This is a genomic window from Phytohabitans flavus (genome assembly GCF_011764545.1).
Classification (GTDB): Bacteria; Actinomycetota; Actinomycetes; order Mycobacteriales; family Micromonosporaceae; genus Phytohabitans; species Phytohabitans flavus.
The window spans coordinates 4,009,510-4,027,469 of record NZ_AP022870.1 but is presented as its reverse complement, the minus strand read 5'-3'; the positions used below and the strand labels follow the sequence as shown (position 1 = coordinate 4,027,469).

Below are 17,960 nucleotides of genomic sequence, written 5' to 3'. Positions count from 1 at the left end.
TGACACGTTTGTGGCCGGGCGAGGGGGATCAGGCGGCCCGCCATCGACCAGGTCCTAGGCTTGACGGCCATGCGGTTGCTACTCATCCGTCACGGTGAATCGGAGCACGGACGGCGGGGGCTCGTCGCCGGGCCCCGCGGGTGCCCAGGGCTCACGCAGCGTGGGCGGGAGCAGGCGCGGGCGCTGCGGCGGCGGTTCGCGGAAGAGGAGTTCACGGCCGACGTGCTGCTGTCCAGTGCCACGCCGCGGGCGCAGGAGACCGCGCGGATCCTCGCGCCGTCCGTGTACGCCCAGGATGTGCTGGTCGACTGCGACCTCTGCGAGCTGCACCCGGGGGAGGGGGACGGGCTGCCGATCGCGGAGTTCGCGGCCCGCTACGGGTCGTTCGACGTCCAGGCCGAGCCCAACCGGGTGGTCGCGCCGGGCGGCGAGTGCTGGAACGACTTCGTATCGCGGGTACGCCGCACCACCGACGTGCTCCCGCGGCGCTTCCCGGGGCGGACGGTGGTGGCGGTAAGCCACGGCGGGTTCATCTCGTGGGTGTTCCTGACCCGCTTCGACGTGCCGCGCCCAGGCACGGGGGCGTACATCAACCCGTCGTTCACGTCGATCACGGAGTGGGAGTACACCGAGCCGAACGGGCCGTGGGCTCTCCTGCGCTACAACGACGTGGCCCACCTGGAGTAGGCGCTCAGAAGAGCGCCGGCCCGTGGGTGGGGCACTGCGCGATGCTCGGCGCGTGCTCGGGCATGCAGTACGCGGGCAGCCCCACCAGCAGGTCCTTGTCGTAGACGAGCACGACCGTGCCGGCGAACTCGTGCCGCTCCACCGGCGGCCCCCACTGGGCGGTCGCCGTGGCCTCGCCCCGCGACGGATTGCGGGTGTCCAGCACCAGGAACGTGGCGTCGTACTCGGCGGGGTCGTACCAGTCTACCTTGGACTCCCACCGGTACGCCGATATCGGGTCGCTGGTCACCACCGGCCGTACCGCCACGCGGCCATCGGTGAGCACGGTGATGTTGTTGGAGTTCCAGTAGTCGCCCAGCCCGTAGCGCAGGCCGCGCCCGTCCAGCCACCGGGCGACGTCGGCGGCGTGCCCGGGCTCGCCCTTCGCCGCGGCGTGCCCGACCAGCTCCGCGCCGAGCAGCACGAACACCACCACGGCGACAGGTGTGGCGCGCGGGAGCCGGGCGAGGCGCGGGCCCCACACGCGGCCGGCGAGCACCGCGCCGAGCGGGAGTACGGCCACCACCTGGCGGGCGGAGTACAGGTCGACCGGGAGGGCGGAGATCACGAACGCGCCCAGGTTGACGACGATGCCGACCGCCACGAGCTCGGCCAGGCGGTCGCCCGGCTCCCCGGAGCGGCGCAGCAGGGCCCGGGCCACGACCACGACCAGCGCGGCGGCCGCGGCGAGCAGCCCGACCAGGTGTACCCCGCTCATCAGCGTGTCGGCGGGGCCGTGCCGGTCCGGTGCGTACGCGCCGTAGTTGACCGCCACCACCCGTACGCACAGCCAGATCTGCCAGCCCATGTTGGACAGCTCGGCCAGCTTCGCCTCGGCGGCGTGCGCCCCGAAGCCGCCGGCCGCCCGGAGCAGCATGAGCGCGCCCTGGGCCAGCACGACCGAGCCGGCGCCGGCGAGCGCGAGGCGGGCGTCGAGGCCGCGCCACGAGCGTTCCCGCGCGGCGCGCCAGCAGCCGACGACGACGAGGGGAGCACGCCGATGTACATGACCAGCGGGTCGGCGATCTGCGCCCAGGCGAGCATGGCCGCGATCAGCAGGGGCAGCCCGCGACCCGGCCGGGCCCACTCCAGCACCAGCCAGGTGGCCAGCAGCGGGATCGCGGTACCGGTGTGGTCCGGGGAGGTGAGCAGCGTGGTCGCGGCGTGGCCGAGTGCCGGTACCGCCACGATCGCGACCGCCACCGCGATCCGGCCCGCCGCCTCCCGCCCGGTGGCCCGCCCCTTCGCGGCCGCGGCCACCACGAGCACCACGAGCGTGAGGACGAGCGCGGCGGTGGCGTGGGTGGTGTCGTGGTGGAAGCCGTACACAAGCTCGACGAGCATGAAGAGCAGCAGCTCGTTGGTGTAGAACGACACGTCGGTGACGGTCCACCCGCGCAGCAGCAGGTTGCCGTGGAGCATCTCCCGCGCCTGGATCGCGTTGCTCGCGCCGTCGGCGTTGACCCCGAGCTGGCGGGAGATCAACAGGTACGCCACGAAAAGCGCCGGAGCCGCCAGCACGACCAGGAGCCACGGCCGCCGCAGCGCCCGGGGGAGAAGGCCTTTTTCCGGCGGTACGTCCGTCAGTGCCCGTTCCACCGGAGGCACGCTACCGCACCGCGCGATGAACCCTGCGCGGGAACCGTCCGTACAAGTGAGTACTCGTCACCTGTGTGAGGGAGCCCTGCGTGAGTGAGCCGACGGACCGCCACCAGCCACGGCACGTCGACCGGCGTGACCAGGGCATGCGACGGCAACGCCTGGTCACCCAGGCGGCGGCCGGCGGGGCCACCGCCCTCGCGCTGGCCTTCGGCTGGGCCTTCGCCCAGCCGCCGCCGGCCGCGGCGGTAGACCCGGGCCAGCAGAAGGCGCCCGCGACCAAGAAGCCAGCGGCGACGAAGAAGCCGGCCGCGACGAAGAAACCCGCCACCAAGAAGCCGGCGCCGGAGACCGAAGAGGACACGGAGCTCCAGGCGCCCAAGGAGCCCCCGGTCGAAGAGGCACCTCCTCCGGAGGAGGAAGCCCCCAGGAGGAGGCGGCACCGCCGCCGGACGCCCAGTCGGGCGGATCATGACATCGGTACGGGCGGCGCCACATCGCGCCGCCTTTCCCACACTCGGGACCACGGCGGTCCTGCTCGTCACCGACGGTGCCGCGCTGGCCGAGGGGAGCGGCTGCTCCGGGCCGACCTGGCCGAGGTCGACGCGGCGTACAGCCGGTTCCGGGACGACTCGGAGATCGTGCGGCTCGCCGCGCACGAGGGGCGGTCCGCGCCGGTCAGCCCCCTGCTCGCCGGCGCGCTCAAGGCCGCTCTGCGCGCGGCGGCGGCCACCGACGGCCTGGTCGACCCCACGGTCGGCCAAGCCATGATCGACCTCGGGTACGACCGGGACTTCGCACTCCTGACCCCGGACGGCGTGCCCCCGGCGCCCCGCCCCGCACCCGGCTACTGGCGGGTCCGGCTGGACACCGAGACGGGGCAGGTCGTCGTGCCCCGCGGCGTGCGCCTGGACCTGGGCTCGACCGGCAAGGCGTACGCCGCGGACCGCGCGGCCACCCGCATCGCCGCGCTCGGCTGCGGGGTGCTCGTCTCGCTCGGCGGCGACCTCGCCACCGCCGGTCCGCCGCCCGAGGGTGGCTGGCTGGTCGGCGTCGGCGACGACCACCGCGCGGCGGCGCCCGGCGACCCGGTGGTGACGATCCGCTCCGGCGCGCTCGCCACCTCCAGCGTCACCCAGCGGGCGTGGCGGCGCGGCGGGCGCGCGGTACACCACATCGTGGACCCGCGGACCGGCGACCTGCCGGCGCCCGTGTGGCGTACCGTCTCGGTCGCCGCGCGGACCTGCGTGGACGCGAACGCCGCGGCCACCGCGGCGATCGTCCGTGGCGACGGCGCGGACGCCTGGCTCGACGGGGCCGGTCTGCCGGCCCGGCTTGTTGGTCACGACGGACGGGTCGTGACCGTCGGGGGTGGAGGACTCATGCCTGACGTGTCGCTCTGGCACGTGGCGCGGGCGAGCGGGTTCGTGTCGACGCTGCTGCTCACCGCGACGGTGTTGCTGGGCATCCTCGGGCCGATGCGGGTCGGCACGCCGGGCTGGCCCCGGTTCACGCTCGCCGGCATTCACCGCAACATCTCGCTGATCGCGTTGGCGCTGCTGGCTGTGCACGTGGTCAGCGTCGCCATCGACTCGTACGTGCCGATCACGTGGGCGGACCTGTTCGTACCGTTCGTCTCCACGTACCAGACGTTCTGGATGGGGCTCGGGACGGTCTCGTTCGACATCTTCCTGGCGCTGCTGGTGACAAGCCTGCTGCGGCCACGGATCAACCCGCGGATGTGGCGGGTGCTGCACTGGTCGGCGTACCTGTGCTGGCCGCTCGCACTGGTGCACGGACTGGGGATCGGCACCGACGCGCTATCCGGCTGGCCGCTCGGCCTGTCGGTGCTCTGCACGCTGGCCGTCCTGGTCGGCGTGGGCTGGCGGATCGCCGCCGCCGCCCGGAAGAAGACACTGGCGAGGCTCTCATGACGATCATGCTGGAACGCGGCGCGCGGCAGGGCGGGCGAGCCCAGCCGGGACCGCTGCCCCGACTGCTGGCCGGCGGTCGCAAGCTCGGCGAGCACCGCGCGACGTACGGGCAGATCCCGCTGCGCCGCTTCGCCAGCGAGGACGGGCGGCGCAAGCTGGTCCGGGCGGTCACCGACGCCGGGCTCCGCGGCCGGGGCGGCGCCGGTTTCCCGACCGGGCTCAAGATGGCCAGCGTCGCGGCCGGCGCCAAACGGCCCGTCGTGATCGCGAACGGCTGCGAGTCCGAGCCGGCCAGCCGCAAGGACAAGATGCTGATGGTCTGCGCGCCGCACCTGGTGCTGGACGGCGCGGTGCTCGCCGCGCACGCGGTGGGCGCCGACCGCGTGTACGTCTGCGTCGAGCGCGGCACGAGCGTCGCCGACCGCCTGGAGCGCGAGATCGCACACCGCGACGACCCGGTGAAGTGGAAGCTGGTCCGGGTCCCCCGCCGGTACGTCTCCAGCGAGGAGTCCGCGCTCGTCCACCTCATCAACGACGGCGACGGCCGGCCCATGGCGGCGCCGCCGCGCCCGTACGAGAAGGGTGTGGGCGGTCGCCCCACGCTCGTCGACAACGTGGAGACGCTCGCCCACGTGGCACTTATCGCGGCGTACGGGCCGGAGTGGTTTCGCGAGGTCGGCACCAGGAGCGACCCCGGGTCCACATTGGTCACCATCGGCGGCGCGGTGGCCCGCCCGAACGTGTACGAGATCGCACCCGGCATGCGCCTCGGCGAGGTCCTCGACGCCGCGGGCGGGGCGGTGGAGCCGATCGGCGCGGTACTCGTCGGCGGCTACTTCGGCACCTGGGTACCGATGCCCGACGGCTGGGGCCTGCCGCTGACCCACGACCGCACCGGCCCGCTCGGCACAAGCCTCGGCTCCGGCGGCATCGTGGCGCTGCCGGCCGAGTCGTGCGGCCTGGCCGAGACCGCGCGCATCGTCCGGTACCTGGCCGAGGAGTCCGCGCAGCAGTGCGGCCCCTGCATGTTCGGCCTCCCGGCGATCGCCACCGACCTGGCCGCTGTCGCGTACGGCCGCTGCGACCCCGCCACCCGCCAGCGCCTCACCCGGCGCATGGCCCAGGTCAAGGGCCGCGGCGCCTGCCGGCACCCGGACGGGGCGACGAAGCTCGCGACGAGCGCGCTCGCCACCTTCGCCGACGACCTGGAAACCCACATGGACGGCTGGACGTGTACCGGCGTGAGCCGCGACCCGGTCCTCCCGCTGCCCGACCGCCGGCACCGCGACCGGAGCTGGAAATGAGCGCCCCCAACCCGGAGGGCCTGCGCCTACAGGTCGACATGATCAAATGCGTGGGCCACGCCTCCTGCGCCGAACTCCTGCCCGAACGCGTCACCCTGGACGAATGGGGCTACCCGATCATCGAGACCGACCCCCTCCCACAACACCTGGTAGCCCACGCCCGCCGCGCGGTCGCCGCCTGCCCCACCCTGGCCCTACGCGTAGACGGCAAAGTCGCCCGCGTCCGCTAGTCGTCGAGGCTGCCCATCGTCAGGTTGACGGTGGTGCCGGTGAGGGCGGTGGCTCGGTCGGACGCCAGGAAGGTGGCTACCTCGGCCATCTCCGCCAGGGTCATGAGCCGGCGCGGGTGGGTGCGGCTGGCCAGGAACTCCTGGAACTGCTCCCAGCTCAACCCCGTCGCCGCCGCCCGTGGTTCGAATGCCTCGCGGATCGTGGGCGACTCCGGCATGGCCTGTGGGCGCAGGCCGACCACGCGGACGCCGTGCGGCGCCAGTTCGGCGGAGAGGCCGCGGGTGAGCGCCTCCTTCGCGGCCTGGGCCGGGGCGTAACCGCCCATCAGCGGGATGCCGGCCCGCGCGGGGAGCGCGGTGGCCGTCATGATCACGCCGGAGCGGTTCGGGATCATCCGGCGGGCGGCCAGGCGGGCGGTCAGGAAGTACGACGTGGCGTAGGCCGTGATCGGCCTCGCGAACCGCGCGGCGTCCAGGTCGACGAGCGGGACGCCCACGATGTCCGCGTCCGGGATGCCGATCGCGTCGAACGAGATGTCGACCCGGCCGGCCCGGTCGACCACCGACCGGAGGTACTGGTCCACGGCACGTTCGTCCAAGGCGTCGACCTCGGCCGCGCCGGCGGCGCCGATGTCCTCGGCGACCGCCTCGACCGGGGCCCGCAGCCGCCCCGCGAGAAACACCGTGGCGCCCTCACGGGCGAACGCGCGGGCCACCGCGCCGCCGATCGCGCCCGCGCCGCCGTAGACCACCGCGACCTTGTCCTTCAACATCATCCCCGGCTCCTTTCGTTGGCAATGCGGACCCCGCAGCGCCGCGAAACCGGGCGCCCAGTTCGGACCGAGGGCGGTGTCCGTACCAGGATGGGAACCGCGAAAGAGGGTGACGTGACAGCCGAGCTGATCGAGCGGGCACGGGCCGGCGACGGCGACGCGTTCCGGGAGCTGACCGAGCCGCACCGCGGCGAGCTGCACGTGTACTGCTACCGGATGCTCGGCTCGTTCCAGGACGCGGAGGACGCCCTCCAGGAGACGCTGCTGGCCGCCTGGCAGGGCCTCGCCGGCTTCGAGGGGCGCGCCTCGATCCGCACCTGGCTCTACCGGATCGCCACCAACCGCTGCCTCAACGCGCGCCGCGCGGCCAGCCGGCGACCCGCCCAGCAGTGGAACATTCCGGACGTCGCACCGCCCGAGCCGACCCGCCTCGGCGGGGTGGTCTGGCTCGAGCCGTACCCCGACGCGCTCCTGGAAAGCGGCCCGGAGACCCGGTACGAGCGGACCGAGTCGATCTCACTGGCCTTCGTGACCGCCCTCCAGGTGCTGCCGCCCCGCCAGACCGCCGTGCTCATCCTCCGCGACGTGCTCGGCTTCCCCGCGAACGAGGTCGCCGGCATGCTGGACTCGACCGTCGACTCGGTCAACAGCGCCCTCAAGCGGGCCCGCGCGGGCCTTGAGCGCCGCCGGCCGGCCCCCGCAGCGGCCACGCCGTCGGAGGATCCGATCGTGGCGAGGTTCGCCCGGGCGTACGAGTCGGGCGACCTCGACGCGCTCGTGGCCCTCCTGACCGACGACGTCTTCGTCTCGATGCCGCCGATGCCCCTGGAGTACCAGGGCCGGGAGGTCGTGGCCCGCCTCTTCGCCGGCATCTTCCGCGCGGGCCGGCGCTTCGACCTCGTGCCCACCTGGGCGAACGGCCAGCCGGCCTTCGGCGCGTACCTGCGCGCCCCGACCGGCGTCCGCCACGGCGTCGGCCTTGTCGTCCTCACCCTCACCGGCGACCGGATCAGCGCGATGACCCGCTTCGACGACGTCCCGCTGCGGTGGTTCAGCCTCCCGCCCTCGCTGCCAGCGGCGCGCTAGAAGACTCGCTGCCAGCGACGCAACAGAGCTGTGCAATAGAAGAGCGGGCGGGTATCGCGTCATCACGAACGCACCGCGGTCAGGGCGCTGCCGCGCCCGCGGGAAGGGGGCATCGCGATGACGGACTGGGACACCGACGAGCTGAGCGCGATCGAGGAGGCGGACGAGCTACACATCGCACCCCGGCGCAAGAACGGCACGCTGCGGGCCCCGACCACCATCTGGGTGGTACGTGATGGCGACGACCTGTACGTCCGTTCCATGCTGGGCGCCGGCTCGCACTGGTTCAACGGCACCCGCGCCCGTCACGAGGGCCACATCGAGGCCGGCGGCGTCGACCGGGACGTGAGCTTCGTCGACGAGACCGACCCGGGGGTGAACGCTCGGATCGACGACGCATACCGAGGCAAGTACCACCGCTTCGGCCCGCAGTACGTCGATCCGATGGTGGCCCCGGCGGCCCGCGGCGCGACGATCCGCCTCGAACCACGCTGATCCGCCTCGAACCAGACTGAAAGGGGACAGACCATGGATATCGCGAAGAAAGGCTCCACGGAGAAGGGCCCGGCGATCATGTTCACCGGCGAGGTCTGGATGGACGTGATGGACGCGGGTGAGGGGCCGCCACGGATCGGGCTCAACAGCGTGCACTTCGCGCCCGGTGCCCGTACCGCCTGGCACCGCCACGCCGACGGCCAGACGCTGCACGTCACCGACGGTGTCGGGCGGATCGGGGTGCGGAGCGGCGAGCAGGTCGAGATCCGGAACGGCGACACGATCCACGCGGCACCGGGGGAGTGGCACTGGCACGGCGCCGCGCCCGACCAGTTCATGACCCACCTCGCCGTCACCAAGCCGGCCGGCGACGGCTCGGACATCGAGTGGGGCGCGCACGTCACCGACGAGGAGTACGGCGGCCGCTGACGGCCTAAGGCCTGTTTCAAAATCCTTGCCGGGCTGCGCCGGGCCCAGACGACGACCGGCGGCGCCGGGCGTAAGGCCGCATACAACGGCCGTGGGATGGTGGGGGCCAGCGTCGTGTGTCCATCACTGAGCCTGATGGTTCGCTCGCAAGCTCGCTCACGCCCGGTATGCGACCTTGCGCCCGACTTGCCGGATCGCCGCCTGGACCTCGGCTCGCCTCGACAAATCTTTTGAAACAGGCCTTAGCGGCGGGGACCCGTTCAGCCGTGCACTAGCGTGCCGAACGGCACCCCGCCCAGCGCGCGGGCGTCCCGGGACAGGTGGGCCTGGTCGGCGTAGCCGGAGATGGTGGCCACCGAGGCGAGCGGCGTACCGCCCCGCGCGAGCGCCAGCGCCCGGTTCAGCCGGAGGATGCGGGCGAGCGTCTTCGGCCCGTACCCGAACGCGGCGAGCGACCGCCGGTGCAACTGCCGCTCGCTCAGCCCCACCTCGTCCGCGATGGTGGCCACGGCGGTGCCCGCGCGCAGCAGCGTCACCACCTCCGAGACCGCGCGGTCGGTACCGCCGGCCTCGGCCAGCCGCCCGGCGGCGAGGTCTTCCAGGACGCGCCCGGGAGAGGTGGAGACCCGCTCGACGGCTTCGCGGGTTGCGGGCGCGGGCCAGAGCGCCGACAGCCGCACGCGTGTGTCGCGGAGGGCGTCGGCCGGCACGCCGAGCACGGCCGGCGCCATCCCGGGCGCGAAGCGGAGCCCGACGATCGTCTCGTCGGGCTCCAGCGAAGACTCGTACGCCACCGTGTCCGGCCCGGCCACGACCAGGTCGCCGCGCCACCAGAGCAGGTCCATGCAGCCGTCCGGCAGCACCCGCCCGGCGCGCGGCTCCCGCTTGGCGGTGATCCGCCACACGAAGGCGCCGGGCAGCCGCGAGGGCCGCTCCTGGTACACACGGCGAGGCTACAACCTGGCGAAGAGCTCCACACTGTTGCCGTCCGGGTCGTGCACCACCGCGTAGCGCATGCCCCAGAACGCGTCCCATGGCTCCTTGTGTCCTTCGTACCCGGCGGCGACAAGATCCACGTACACCTTGTCGACCTCCGCCGGGCTGTCGCAGGTGAAGCCGAGCCCGGCCCGCGGCCCGCCCTCCTTCGGCGGCTGCCACTCCGGATCGAACGAGCGGATCGTCTCCACCGTGTCGATCAGCAGGCGCAGCCCACCGGGCAGCTGGGCCTCGGTGTGAGGTTCGGAGTCAGCCCCGTCGGGGAAGACAAGTCCGAGGCGGCGGTAGAAGGACAGGGACCGGCTCATGTCGGCCACGATCAGGCCGAACGTGTCTACTCGAGGTGCCATGGCCACCACGCTAGGGGTCCGCCGGCGGGCAGTCTTGAAGGAATCGGACGTTGCACCCGGGACGGCAGAGTGACGCATTCCTCAGCCGCGGGCGCGGTCAGGCCTATCGACGCCGGAGGGATTACGGTTGAGTAATAGCAATAACGAAGAATCTGCGGGCGAAGCGAGGCACCCCATGACGGTTGTGAAGCTCGAGCACCAGGGCGGACAGCTCCCGATGCCGGTGCACGAGGCGGTCGAGGGCGCGGCCGGCATCGATGTCGGCAAGCTCCTCAAGGAGACCGGGTACGTCACATTCGACCCGGGCTTCGTCAACACCGCCTCCACGACCTCGGCGATTACGTATATCGATGGCGATGCGGGCATCCTCCGCTACCGGGGCTACCCGATCGGTGAGCTGGCCGAGAAGGCCACCTTCCTGGAGACGTCGTACCTGCTCATCTACGGTGAGCTGCCGACCAAGGAGCAGCTGGAGTCGTTCAGCGACCGGGTGCGCATGCACACGCTCCTGCACGAGGACCTGCGGCGCTTCTTCGACGGCTTCCCGCGCGACGCCCACCCGATGCCGGTGCTCTCCTCGGCGGTGAGCGCCCTCTCGACGTTCTACCAGGACAGCCTCGACCCGTTCGACGCCGACCAGGTCGAGATCTCCACCATCCGCCTGCTGGCCAAGGTGCCGACCATCGCGTCGTACGCGCACAAGAAGTCGATCGGCCAGCCGTTCATGTACCCGGACAACGCCCTGGGCTACGTGGAGAACTTCCTGCGCATGACGTTCGCCCACCCCGCGACGACCTACGAGGTCGACCCGGTGGTCGCCAAGGTGCTCGACATGCTCTTCGTCCTGCACGCCGACCACGAGCAAAACTGCTCGACCTCCACGGTGCGGCTCGTCGGCTCGGCCCAGGCCAACCTCTTCGCCTCGGTCTCCGCCGGCGTACACGCGCTGTCCGGCCCGCTGCACGGCGGCGCCAACCAGGCCGTCCTGGAGATGCTCGACCGCATCAAGGCCGACGGCGGCGACGTGAAGTCGTTCGTCCGGCGGGTCAAGGACAAGGAGCCGGGCGTCAAGCTGATGGGCTTCGGCCACCGGGTGTACAAGAACTACGACCCGCGCGCCGCGATCGTCAAGCAGGCCGCCCGCGACGTGCTGGACCGGATGCACCAGCCCGACGAGCTGCTCGACCTGGCGATGGAGCTGGAGGAGATCGCGCTCGCCGACGAGTACTTCGTCTCCCGCAAGCTCTACCCGAACGTGGACTTCTACACCGGCCTCATCTACAAGGCGATGGGCTTCCCGCCGAAGATGTTCACGGTGCTCTTCGCGCTCGGCCGGCTCCCCGGCTGGATCGCGCAGTGGCGCGAGATGATGGCCGACCCGGCCAACAAGATCGGCCGTCCTCGCCAGGTGTACACCGGCGCGGCGGAACGTAGCTACGTTCCCATCGACCAGAGGTAACTCAGGGTACGATCCGCTCCGATCTAAGGAGCGGGGCGTGACGGGGGAAAAGACTGCGGTTCGCGGACGGCGGGGGACACTGGACCCCGCCGTCCTCGCCGTCGCGGCGGGTTCGCTCTTCGGGTTGCTGCTGCTGCGCAACCCCATCGCCTTCGGCAGGGTGGTGTACGAGCGCGGCGACTTCGCCGCGAACTCGATCATCACGGCCGACGCCAAGCACTTCGACCTGCTGGTCGGCAACTACTCACGGCTCGGCTTCCACCACCCGGGCCCGGCCTTCTTCTACGTGCAGGCGTTCGGCGAGTGGTTCTTCTACGACCTGCTCGGCGTCGTACCCACCCCGTGGAACGGCCAGTGGCTGGCGTTGCTCGCGCTCAACTCGGTACTCCTCGGCCTCAGCCTGGCCATCTTCCACAGCTGGACCGGCTCGCGCGCGGCGACCGCCCTCTGCGGCGCGGCCGGGATCCTGTACTTCGCGGTGCAGCCCGCGATCCTGGCCTCGGCGTGGATGCCCTACCTGTACCTGGCCCCGTTCCTGCTGCTGCTCACCGCCGCCGCCTCGGTGGCCGCCGGCCGCGTGGCGCACCTGCCGCTGCTCGTGCTGGCGGCGGCGCTGCTGGTACACGGGCACGTGAGCTTCCTGCTCTTCGCCCCGGTGCTGGCCGGCCTCGCGGTGGCCGCGTCGCTGTGGACCGGCCGGCGGGAGTGGCGCGAGTCCCGGGCGGCGGTGACGGTGGCGGCCGTGGTGCTCGCGGTCTTCGCGCTGCCGATCGGGCTCAACCTGTACCTGCACTGGCCGGGCGAGTTCGGGCTGTACTTCCGCTACGGCGGCGCGCACGCCACGCCCGCCGCGGGCGAGATCGCGCGCTACGTGCTCGGCTACTACGCCGCGTGGCCCCCGCTGGGCGCCGCGGCCGCGGTCGTGCTCTTCGGCGGCGCCGCGTGGCTCACCCGCCGCCTGCCGGCCGGATCCCCGCGCCGCTTCCTCGCTGCGGGCATCTGTGCGGCCGCGGTGGCCCTTGTTCTATTCACCGGGTACGTGGCCCAAGCCATCGACGATCTTAGCTTCACGTACGTCGGGGAGTTCACGCGAGCGGTACCGCTGCTGCTGATCTGGGTCGGGGTGGCCGCCGCCGCCTCCTCGCCGGCCGCGCGGCGCCTGGTCGCCGGCCTCGTGTCGTCCGCGCCCGACCACCGGCGGCTGCCGGCGCCGCTCGTGGCCGTGGGGGAGCGGCGCCTGTCGGCGTGGCTCGTGGCGGCCGTGGTGATCGGGGCGCTGGGGGTCGGCAGCGGCGCACCGGCGTTGCGCAAGCTACCCGAGCACATCCCCGACATGCCGGCGGTGATGGCCGCGCTGGCCCGGTACACGGATGGCCGGCCGGCGGTGCTGGACGTGGACCAGGTCACCTGGCCCGCGCTGACCGCGCTTGTCGTGCACGGCGACCGGATGGGCCCACGGGTGTGCGCGCGCGACCCGTGGTGGGAGTTCATGGTGACCCGGCGCTACGTCTGTACCGCCGACGACCTCGCCAACGGCCGCCCGGTCCGGCTCACCCCGAGCGCCCCGGACGGCGCGACGATCATCGCCCCGGTCGACGAAGCGGTACTAACTGCCGGCTCGTGATCACCCGGCATCCCATCGCACGCGCCTAGTCGACGGGCCATTCGTGTACGGGAATGTTTTCGTGCATCAGTGGCATGTACCGCTGTAGCACCGCGCGCAGTGCGTCCGGCCGTGCGAGGTGGTGTTGGTCCTCCAGGGTGTGCAGGGTCTCCGCCTGCCAGGTCGCGCCGTTGCGGCCGGTCAGGCAGCGCTGCTCGATGATGCTCAGCAGGCGGTCGCGCTCGGCCGGGTCGACCTCCCACGCGTCCAGGCCCTCGCGGGCCAGTGGCAGCAGGCGCCGCAGCACAAGCTCGGTCACCGGCAGGTAGCCGAGGCCGGGCCAGAAGACCGTCGCGGTGATGCCGTGCCGGGCGCAGGCGTGGAAGTTTTCCTCGGCGGCGCTGAAGCTCATCTGTGACCAGAGTGGACGGTCGGACTCGGCCAGGGCGCGGACCAGGCCGAAGTAGAAGGCGCCGTTGGCCACCGTGTCGACCACCGTCGGGCCGGCGGGGAGGACGCGGTTTTCCACGCGGAGGTGGGGGCGGCCGCGGACCACGTCGTACACCGGGCGGTTCCAGCGGTAGACCGTGCCGTTGTGCAGCCGCAGCTCGGTCAGCTGCGGGATGTCGCCGCGGGCCAGGGTCTGCGCCGGGTCGTCGTCGTCGCAGACGGGCAGCAGGGCGGGGAAGTACCGGACGTTCTCCTCGAAGAGGTCGAAGACCGAGGTCACCCACCGCTCGCCGAACCACACCCGAGGGCGTACCCCCTGGGCTTTTATCTCCTCCGACCGCGTGTCGGTGGCCTGCTCGAAGAGCGGGATCCGGGTCTCCCGCCACAGCTCCTTGCCCAGCAGGAACGGCGCGTTGGCGCCGAGCGCGACCTGGATGCCGGCGACGCACTGGGCGGCGTTCCAGTACGCGGCGAACTGCCCCGGGCTCACCTGGAGGTGGAACTGGGTGCTCGTGCACGCCGCCTCGGGCGCCACCGTGTCGGCGGTGGCCGCCAGGCGGTCGACGCCGTCGATGCGGATGTCGAGGTCCTCGCCGCGGGCCGCGAAGATCTGCTCGTTGAGCAGCGCGTAGCGGGGGTTGGACGAGAGCGTCTCGATCGTGAGGTGCTCGCGGGTGAGCGTGGGCAGGATGCCGATCATCACCATGTGTGCGCCGACCGTCCGGGCCTTCTGCTCGGCGGCGTTGAGGCTGGCGCGGACGTGCCGCTCGAAGTCGGCGGTGCCGTCGCCGGCCAGGCGGCGCGGCGCGACGTTGATCTCGATGTTGAACTGGCCGAGCTCCGTCTGGAAGTCGGGGTCGGCGATCGCGGCGAGGGCCTCGGCGTTGCGCATCGCGGGATCGGCGCTTTCGTCGACGAGGTTGAGCTCGATCTCGAGGCCGGTCATCGGCCGCTCGAACTCGAACCGCGACTCGCGCAGCATCTCCGCGAACACGTCCAGGCACTGCCGCACCTTGCGCCGGTGCCGGGCACGGTCCTCCCGGCTGAACTCGCGGCGCTCCACCTCGGTGCCCATCCAATTACGGTGGCACGGTCAGGACCTGCGGCGAAAGGGGATCGCCCGGGTCAGACGAGCACGGGGTGGCGTTTCTGGGTAGGGTCCGGGCTCGAGTCGTCCGGGTCGGTGGAGACGCGGGCGTCGGGCTGGGCGAGCACGACCACGCCCCAGGAGGCGACCGCGGCGGCGGCGAGGGCGGCCAGCGTGCCCGCGGTACCGCCGACGAACCGCTCGCCGAGCAGCACCATGCCGATGATCGCGGAGGCGATCGGATTGGCCAGCGTGAGGGTGGCGAGCGGGGCGCCGAGACCCGAGTGGCGGTACGCGATCTGGGAGAGCAGCAGCCCGCCGACCGCCATCCCCCGAGCGCCACCGTGATCGGGCTGAGCAGCGCGGACGGCCCGTCCTCGCCGGTGCGGAGCGCGACCGTCTGGGTCAGCGCGGAGGCGACCGCGAACGCCACGCCCGACGCGCTCGCGTTGAACAGGCTGCGGATGACCGGCCGCCGGGAGAACCGGGCGGCGACCATCAGCGCGGCCACCGTGACGGTGGCGGCGATGGCCAGGATCATCGCATCGCGCCCCCCGAGGGCTTCGGCGCCGGTAGCGGGGCTGATCAGCAGCAGGAGCACGGCCAGACCAGCAACCGTGTACCCCGCGCCCAACCAGGCCCGGCCCGCCACCCGGCGACCCGCCAGCGCCGCGCCCATCGGCAGTGCAAGCACAAGTGTGAGCACGCCGAGCGGCTGCACCAGGGAGAGCGGGCCGTAGGCAAGCGCCGCCACGTGCAGCGCCCCACCGGTCGCGTTGAGGCCTACCGCGAACCACCACCGCCCCCGGCGCAGCAGCGCCAGGACGGGTTTTCGAACCGCGTCGGCGGCAAGTCGCTCCTGCACCACTGCCCCCGCCGCGTACGCCGCTGCCGACGCGATCGCGAAGATCACGCTCAGCGCCCACGCTGTCATACCAACGATGATCGCGCAGAAAACGTCGTCAGTCGTCCACCACCAGTTGGTTTGTGCGCTACGTCATGCGCGGTAGAAGGCGGGTTTCGCCTCCTCCTCAAGAGGGAGACGCCCGGGCCCGGGGAAGGGCGACGCCCAGGTCAGGCGGGTGTGGCCCGGTCCTCCATCTCCCACACGTGGTCGAGCACGTGCCAGACGATCCGGCGGATCGCGTACCGATGGGGCCACTTCGGCTCGTCGCCGGCCCGGGTCGGCTTGCCCAGCAGCGCCAGCAGGTCTGCCCGGAGGGCACCCACCGCCGCCTCGTCGTCGAACGCCGGCTGCTTGTGCTTGATGCCGACCTGCCGCCCATACGCCGCCTCGGAACCCACCACGTGGTCGAGCATCTTGTCCCGGTCGCGGCCACCGCCGCGCGGGCCCTTGCGCAGCTCAGCGGGGGACTTGGCGGCCACCTCGGCGAGCAGCTCCCAGGAGGCGGTCATCAGCTTGGCCGCGCGGGTCGCCTCGGCCGCCTTCACCGGCTCGCGGTCGCCCACCGTGATCTTGCTGGGCACCCCGAACTCGGTGCCGGCCTCGCCGGGCAGTCGCTCCCGCACCTCGAACGTGTCACCGATCGTCTCCGGGAAGGTCAGCCCCGCCATCCGCGCCACCACCGCGTACCGCGGGACGTAGTCGGCGAGTGCGGCCAGCGCTTGCTCCTCGGTGCGGGCCGCGCGGCACCACCCCGGCCAGTCGACCGCCCAGGCGAACACCTTCTTCTGCCCGGTTTCCACGTCGACGACTGTGGGTTTTCGCGGCATGTACATCACCTTAGGGTGTCCCGCATGGACCTGCTGCCCGCCCTGAGTGGCCACTTCGGAGATCGACCCGACGCGGTACGGATCGGTGACCACCAGCTTTCCTGGGCCGACCTGGCCGGTGCCGCCGGGGCGCTCGCCGCCCGGATCGCGGGTGCGCCGGCCGTCGCGGTCACCGCCACGGCCTCGCTGGAGACGGTCGTGGCGGTGCTGGGCGGTCTGGCGGCCGGCGTCCCGGTCGTACCGATCCCGCCCGACTCGGGGCCGATGGAACGTTCGCACATCCTCGGCGACGCGGGCGCCGAGCTGCTCGCCGGCATCGACCTCGGCGAGCGCGCGGCCATGCCCAGCGCCCAGCCGTCCGGCGAGGCGACGGCGCTCATCCTGTACACGAGTGGGACGACCGGCGCGCCCAAGGGCGTACTGCTCAGCCGGGACGCCATCGCCGCCGACCTCGACGCGCTCGCCGACGCCTGGGCTTGGACCGCCGACGACACGCTGGTGCACGGCCTCCCGCTGTACCACGTGCACGGCCTCGTCCTCGGCGTGCTCGGCGCGCTGCGCACCGGCTCGCGGCTGGCGCACACGGTCCGGCCCCGCCCCGAGGCGTACGCGGCGGCCAGCGGCACCCTCTACTTCGGCGTACCCACGGTGTGGCACCGCATCGCGGGCGACCCGGCGGCGGCCCGCGCGCTGGCGCCGGCCCGCCTGCTCGTCTCGGGCAGCGCGGCCCTGCCCGTCCCGGTCTTCGCGGCGCTGCGCGAGCTGACCGGGCACGAACCGGTCGAGCGGTACGGCATGACCGAAACCCTCATCACCGTCGCCGCCCGCGCCGACGGACCGCGGCGGCCGGGCGCGGTGGGCCAGCCGGTCGCCGGGGTGGAGACCCGCCTCGTCGGCGAGGACGGCGCGCAGGCACCGCACGACGGCGAGGCCGTGGGCGAACTCCAGGTCCGCGGCACCACGCTCTTCAGCGGGTACCTGAACCGGCCGGAGGCGACCGCGGCGGCGTACGCGGAGGACGGGTGGTTCCGCACCGGCGACGTGGCCACGATCGGCCCGGACGGGTGGCACCGCATCGTCGGCCGCTCCTCCACCGACCTGATCAAGAGCGGCGGGTACCGCATCGGCGCCGGCGAGGTGGAGAACGCGCTGCTAGCCCACCCCGCCGTCCGCGAGGCCGCCGTCGTCGGCGCACCCCACGACGACCTGGGACAGGAGATCGTCGCGTACGTGGTGGCCGACGGCGTCGCGGCGGAGGAGCTGATCGGGTTCGTGGCCAAGCACCTGTCGGTGCACAAGCGCCCGCGCCAGGTCCGCTTCCTGCCCGAGCTGCCCCGCAACGGCATGGGCAAGGTGCAAAAGCAGCGCCTCTAGCGACCTTTGGGGTCAGGGTGGCCTCGCCGTCATGTCGCGGATGAGGATCAAAAGCCAAGGAAATCGAGCTACCGCGACGCCCGCCGTGGTCCAGACCGTCGCTCCCGCGGCCTCACCCTTCGCTGTTGGGCAAGCTCACCCCCGGGTCGTGGTCAGCCGACCACGACCCTCGCGGCCGGGTCCGCGTTCCGGCCCAACCTTGACCTAGCTCGGCGGTTGGGCGGGAGGTCCGTCCGAAGGCAGACACGCGCCCAAAGGGCGCTCGGTTTGCCTTGACCGACGCCACGACGGGCGGCCGTCTGGCAGATCGTGGTACCTAGTTGCCTCTGGA

At 72.5% G+C, this 17,960-nt stretch carries 17 protein-coding genes and 1 pseudogene; 10 read left to right on the top strand and 8 right to left on the bottom strand.

Features of this window, described 5'->3' with window-relative positions:
• The first annotated feature begins 69 nt into the window (after positions 1–69).
• Positions 70–687 carry a histidine phosphatase family protein gene (locus Pflav_RS17500; RefSeq protein ID WP_173037120.1) on the top strand — a complete coding sequence of 206 codons (618 nt, stop codon included), beginning with the start codon at positions 70–72 and terminating at the stop codon, positions 685–687.
• A 4-nt stretch (positions 688–691) separates the two neighbouring features.
• On the opposite strand, the gene Pflav_RS17495 is transcribed toward Pflav_RS17500, so the two are convergent.
• Positions 692–1,603, bottom strand: a complete 912-nt coding sequence (locus Pflav_RS17495; protein ID WP_173037119.1) for a hypothetical protein — start codon at positions 1,601–1,603, stop codon at positions 692–694.
• Between the two features lie 811 nt (positions 1,604–2,414).
• Between Pflav_RS17495 and Pflav_RS45735 the strand changes: the two genes are divergently transcribed.
• From Pflav_RS45735 to Pflav_RS17470, 3 genes are read left to right on the top strand one after another with little or no spacing between them, the layout of a single operon-like run.
• Positions 2,415–4,259 carry an FAD:protein FMN transferase gene (locus tag Pflav_RS45735; RefSeq protein WP_232071533.1) on the top strand — a complete coding sequence of 615 codons (1,845 nt, stop codon included), beginning with the start codon at positions 2,415–2,417 and terminating at the stop codon, positions 4,257–4,259.
• A complete protein-coding gene (locus tag Pflav_RS17475) occupies positions 4,256–5,563 on the top strand; it encodes an NADH-ubiquinone oxidoreductase-F iron-sulfur binding region domain-containing protein (RefSeq protein ID WP_173037118.1) in 1,308 nt (435 codons plus the stop codon). The genes Pflav_RS45735 and Pflav_RS17475 overlap by 4 nt, the downstream gene beginning before the upstream one ends.
• The gene (locus Pflav_RS17470; protein ID WP_173037117.1) at positions 5,560–5,793 is read left to right on the top strand and encodes a ferredoxin; all 234 of its coding nucleotides are present in this window, start codon (positions 5,560–5,562) and stop codon (positions 5,791–5,793) included. The genes Pflav_RS17475 and Pflav_RS17470 overlap by 4 nt, the downstream gene beginning before the upstream one ends.
• Here Pflav_RS17470 and Pflav_RS17465 read toward each other — a convergent pair.
• Complete coding sequence (locus Pflav_RS17465) at positions 5,790–6,569, bottom strand: SDR family NAD(P)-dependent oxidoreductase (protein ID WP_173037116.1); 780 nt, start codon at positions 6,567–6,569, stop codon at positions 5,790–5,792. The two genes, Pflav_RS17470 and Pflav_RS17465, sit on opposite strands and share 4 nt — an antisense overlap.
• A gap of 111 nt (positions 6,570–6,680) precedes the next feature.
• Here Pflav_RS17465 and Pflav_RS17460 point away from each other — a divergent pair, with 111 nt between their 5' ends.
• The 3 genes from Pflav_RS17460 to Pflav_RS17450 all read left to right on the top strand — a co-directional run bounded on the left by Pflav_RS17460 (position 6,681) and on the right by Pflav_RS17450 (position 8,576).
• Complete coding sequence (locus tag Pflav_RS17460; RefSeq protein WP_173037115.1) at positions 6,681–7,652, top strand: sigma-70 family RNA polymerase sigma factor; 972 nt, start codon at positions 6,681–6,683, stop codon at positions 7,650–7,652.
• Positions 7,653–7,769: 117 nt separating this feature from the next.
• Complete coding sequence (locus Pflav_RS17455) at positions 7,770–8,147, top strand: DUF2255 family protein (RefSeq protein ID WP_173037114.1); 378 nt, start codon at positions 7,770–7,772, stop codon at positions 8,145–8,147.
• Between the two features lie 33 nt (positions 8,148–8,180).
• Entirely contained in the window at positions 8,181–8,576 is a 396-nt protein-coding gene (locus Pflav_RS17450; protein ID WP_173037113.1) for a (R)-mandelonitrile lyase, read from the top strand.
• 260 nt (positions 8,577–8,836) lie between these two features.
• Here the strand turns inward: Pflav_RS17450 and Pflav_RS17445 are convergent, their stop codons facing one another.
• Together Pflav_RS17445 and Pflav_RS17440 are read right to left on the bottom strand one after the other, a co-directional pair.
• Entirely contained in the window at positions 8,837–9,520 is a 684-nt protein-coding gene (locus tag Pflav_RS17445; protein WP_173037112.1) for a helix-turn-helix domain-containing protein, read from the bottom strand.
• A 9-nt stretch (positions 9,521–9,529) separates the two neighbouring features.
• A complete protein-coding gene (locus tag Pflav_RS17440; RefSeq protein WP_173037111.1) occupies positions 9,530–9,922 on the bottom strand; it encodes a VOC family protein in 393 nt (130 codons plus the stop codon).
• Positions 9,923–10,097: 175 nt separating this feature from the next.
• On the opposite strand from Pflav_RS17440, the gene Pflav_RS17435 reads away from it, so the two are divergent.
• A complete protein-coding gene (locus Pflav_RS17435) occupies positions 10,098–11,381 on the top strand; it encodes a citrate synthase (RefSeq protein WP_173037110.1) in 1,284 nt (427 codons plus the stop codon).
• A 37-nt stretch (positions 11,382–11,418) separates the two neighbouring features.
• Complete coding sequence (locus Pflav_RS17430; protein ID WP_173037109.1) at positions 11,419–13,005, top strand: hypothetical protein; 1,587 nt, start codon at positions 11,419–11,421, stop codon at positions 13,003–13,005.
• 25 nt (positions 13,006–13,030) lie between these two features.
• On the opposite strand, the gene Pflav_RS17425 is transcribed toward Pflav_RS17430, so the two are convergent.
• The 4 genes and pseudogenes from Pflav_RS17425 to Pflav_RS17415 all read right to left on the bottom strand — a co-directional run bounded on the left by Pflav_RS17425 (position 13,031) and on the right by Pflav_RS17415 (position 16,255).
• The gene (locus Pflav_RS17425) at positions 13,031–14,509 is read right to left on the bottom strand and encodes a glutamate--cysteine ligase family protein (protein ID WP_173037108.1); all 1,479 of its coding nucleotides are present in this window, start codon (positions 14,507–14,509) and stop codon (positions 13,031–13,033) included.
• A 50-nt stretch (positions 14,510–14,559) separates the two neighbouring features.
• Positions 14,560–14,850, bottom strand: coding sequence for a hypothetical protein (locus Pflav_RS45730; RefSeq protein WP_232071531.1), 291 nt, complete (start codon positions 14,848–14,850; stop codon positions 14,560–14,562).
• A gap of 83 nt (positions 14,851–14,933) precedes the next feature.
• Positions 14,934–15,455, bottom strand: a pseudogene (locus Pflav_RS48785) (DMT family transporter); the annotation flags it as partial.
• A gap of 140 nt (positions 15,456–15,595) precedes the next feature.
• Positions 15,596–16,255: a hypothetical protein gene (locus Pflav_RS17415; protein ID WP_173037106.1), complete on the bottom strand. Its 660-nt coding sequence runs from the start codon at positions 16,253–16,255 to the stop codon at positions 15,596–15,598.
• A 24-nt stretch (positions 16,256–16,279) separates the two neighbouring features.
• Between Pflav_RS17415 and Pflav_RS17410 the strand changes: the two genes are divergently transcribed.
• Positions 16,280–17,629 (top strand): AMP-binding protein, encoded by a 1,350-nt coding sequence (locus Pflav_RS17410; RefSeq protein WP_173037105.1) that lies wholly within the window; start codon positions 16,280–16,282, stop codon positions 17,627–17,629.
• Positions 17,630–17,960: the final 331 nt, after the last annotated feature.

Coding starts and splice junctions, on each gene's coding strand:
- Pflav_RS17500 (WP_173037120.1), top strand. CDS start 70: ATGCGGTTGCTACTCATCCGTCACGGTGAATCGGAGCACGGACGGCGG.
- Pflav_RS17495 (WP_173037119.1), bottom strand. CDS start 1,603: ATGCTGCTCCGGGCGGCCGGCGGCTTCGGGGCGCACGCCGCCGAGGCG.
- Pflav_RS17475 (WP_173037118.1), top strand. CDS start 4,256: ATGACGATCATGCTGGAACGCGGCGCGCGGCAGGGCGGGCGAGCCCAG.
- Pflav_RS17470 (WP_173037117.1), top strand. CDS start 5,560: ATGAGCGCCCCCAACCCGGAGGGCCTGCGCCTACAGGTCGACATGATC.
- Pflav_RS17465 (WP_173037116.1), bottom strand. CDS start 6,569: ATGATGTTGAAGGACAAGGTCGCGGTGGTCTACGGCGGCGCGGGCGCG.
- Pflav_RS17455 (WP_173037114.1), top strand. CDS start 7,770: ATGACGGACTGGGACACCGACGAGCTGAGCGCGATCGAGGAGGCGGAC.
- Pflav_RS17450 (WP_173037113.1), top strand. CDS start 8,181: ATGGATATCGCGAAGAAAGGCTCCACGGAGAAGGGCCCGGCGATCATG.
- Pflav_RS17440 (WP_173037111.1), bottom strand. CDS start 9,922: ATGGCACCTCGAGTAGACACGTTCGGCCTGATCGTGGCCGACATGAGC.
- Pflav_RS17435 (WP_173037110.1), top strand. CDS start 10,098: ATGACGGTTGTGAAGCTCGAGCACCAGGGCGGACAGCTCCCGATGCCG.
- Pflav_RS17425 (WP_173037108.1), bottom strand. CDS start 14,509: ATGGGCACCGAGGTGGAGCGCCGCGAGTTCAGCCGGGAGGACCGTGCC.
- Pflav_RS45730 (WP_232071531.1), bottom strand. CDS start 14,850: ATGGCGGTCGGCGGGCTGCTGCTCTCCCAGATCGCGTACCGCCACTCG.
- Pflav_RS17415 (WP_173037106.1), bottom strand. CDS start 16,255: ATGCCGCGAAAACCCACAGTCGTCGACGTGGAAACCGGGCAGAAGAAG.
- Pflav_RS17410 (WP_173037105.1), top strand. CDS start 16,280: ATGGACCTGCTGCCCGCCCTGAGTGGCCACTTCGGAGATCGACCCGAC.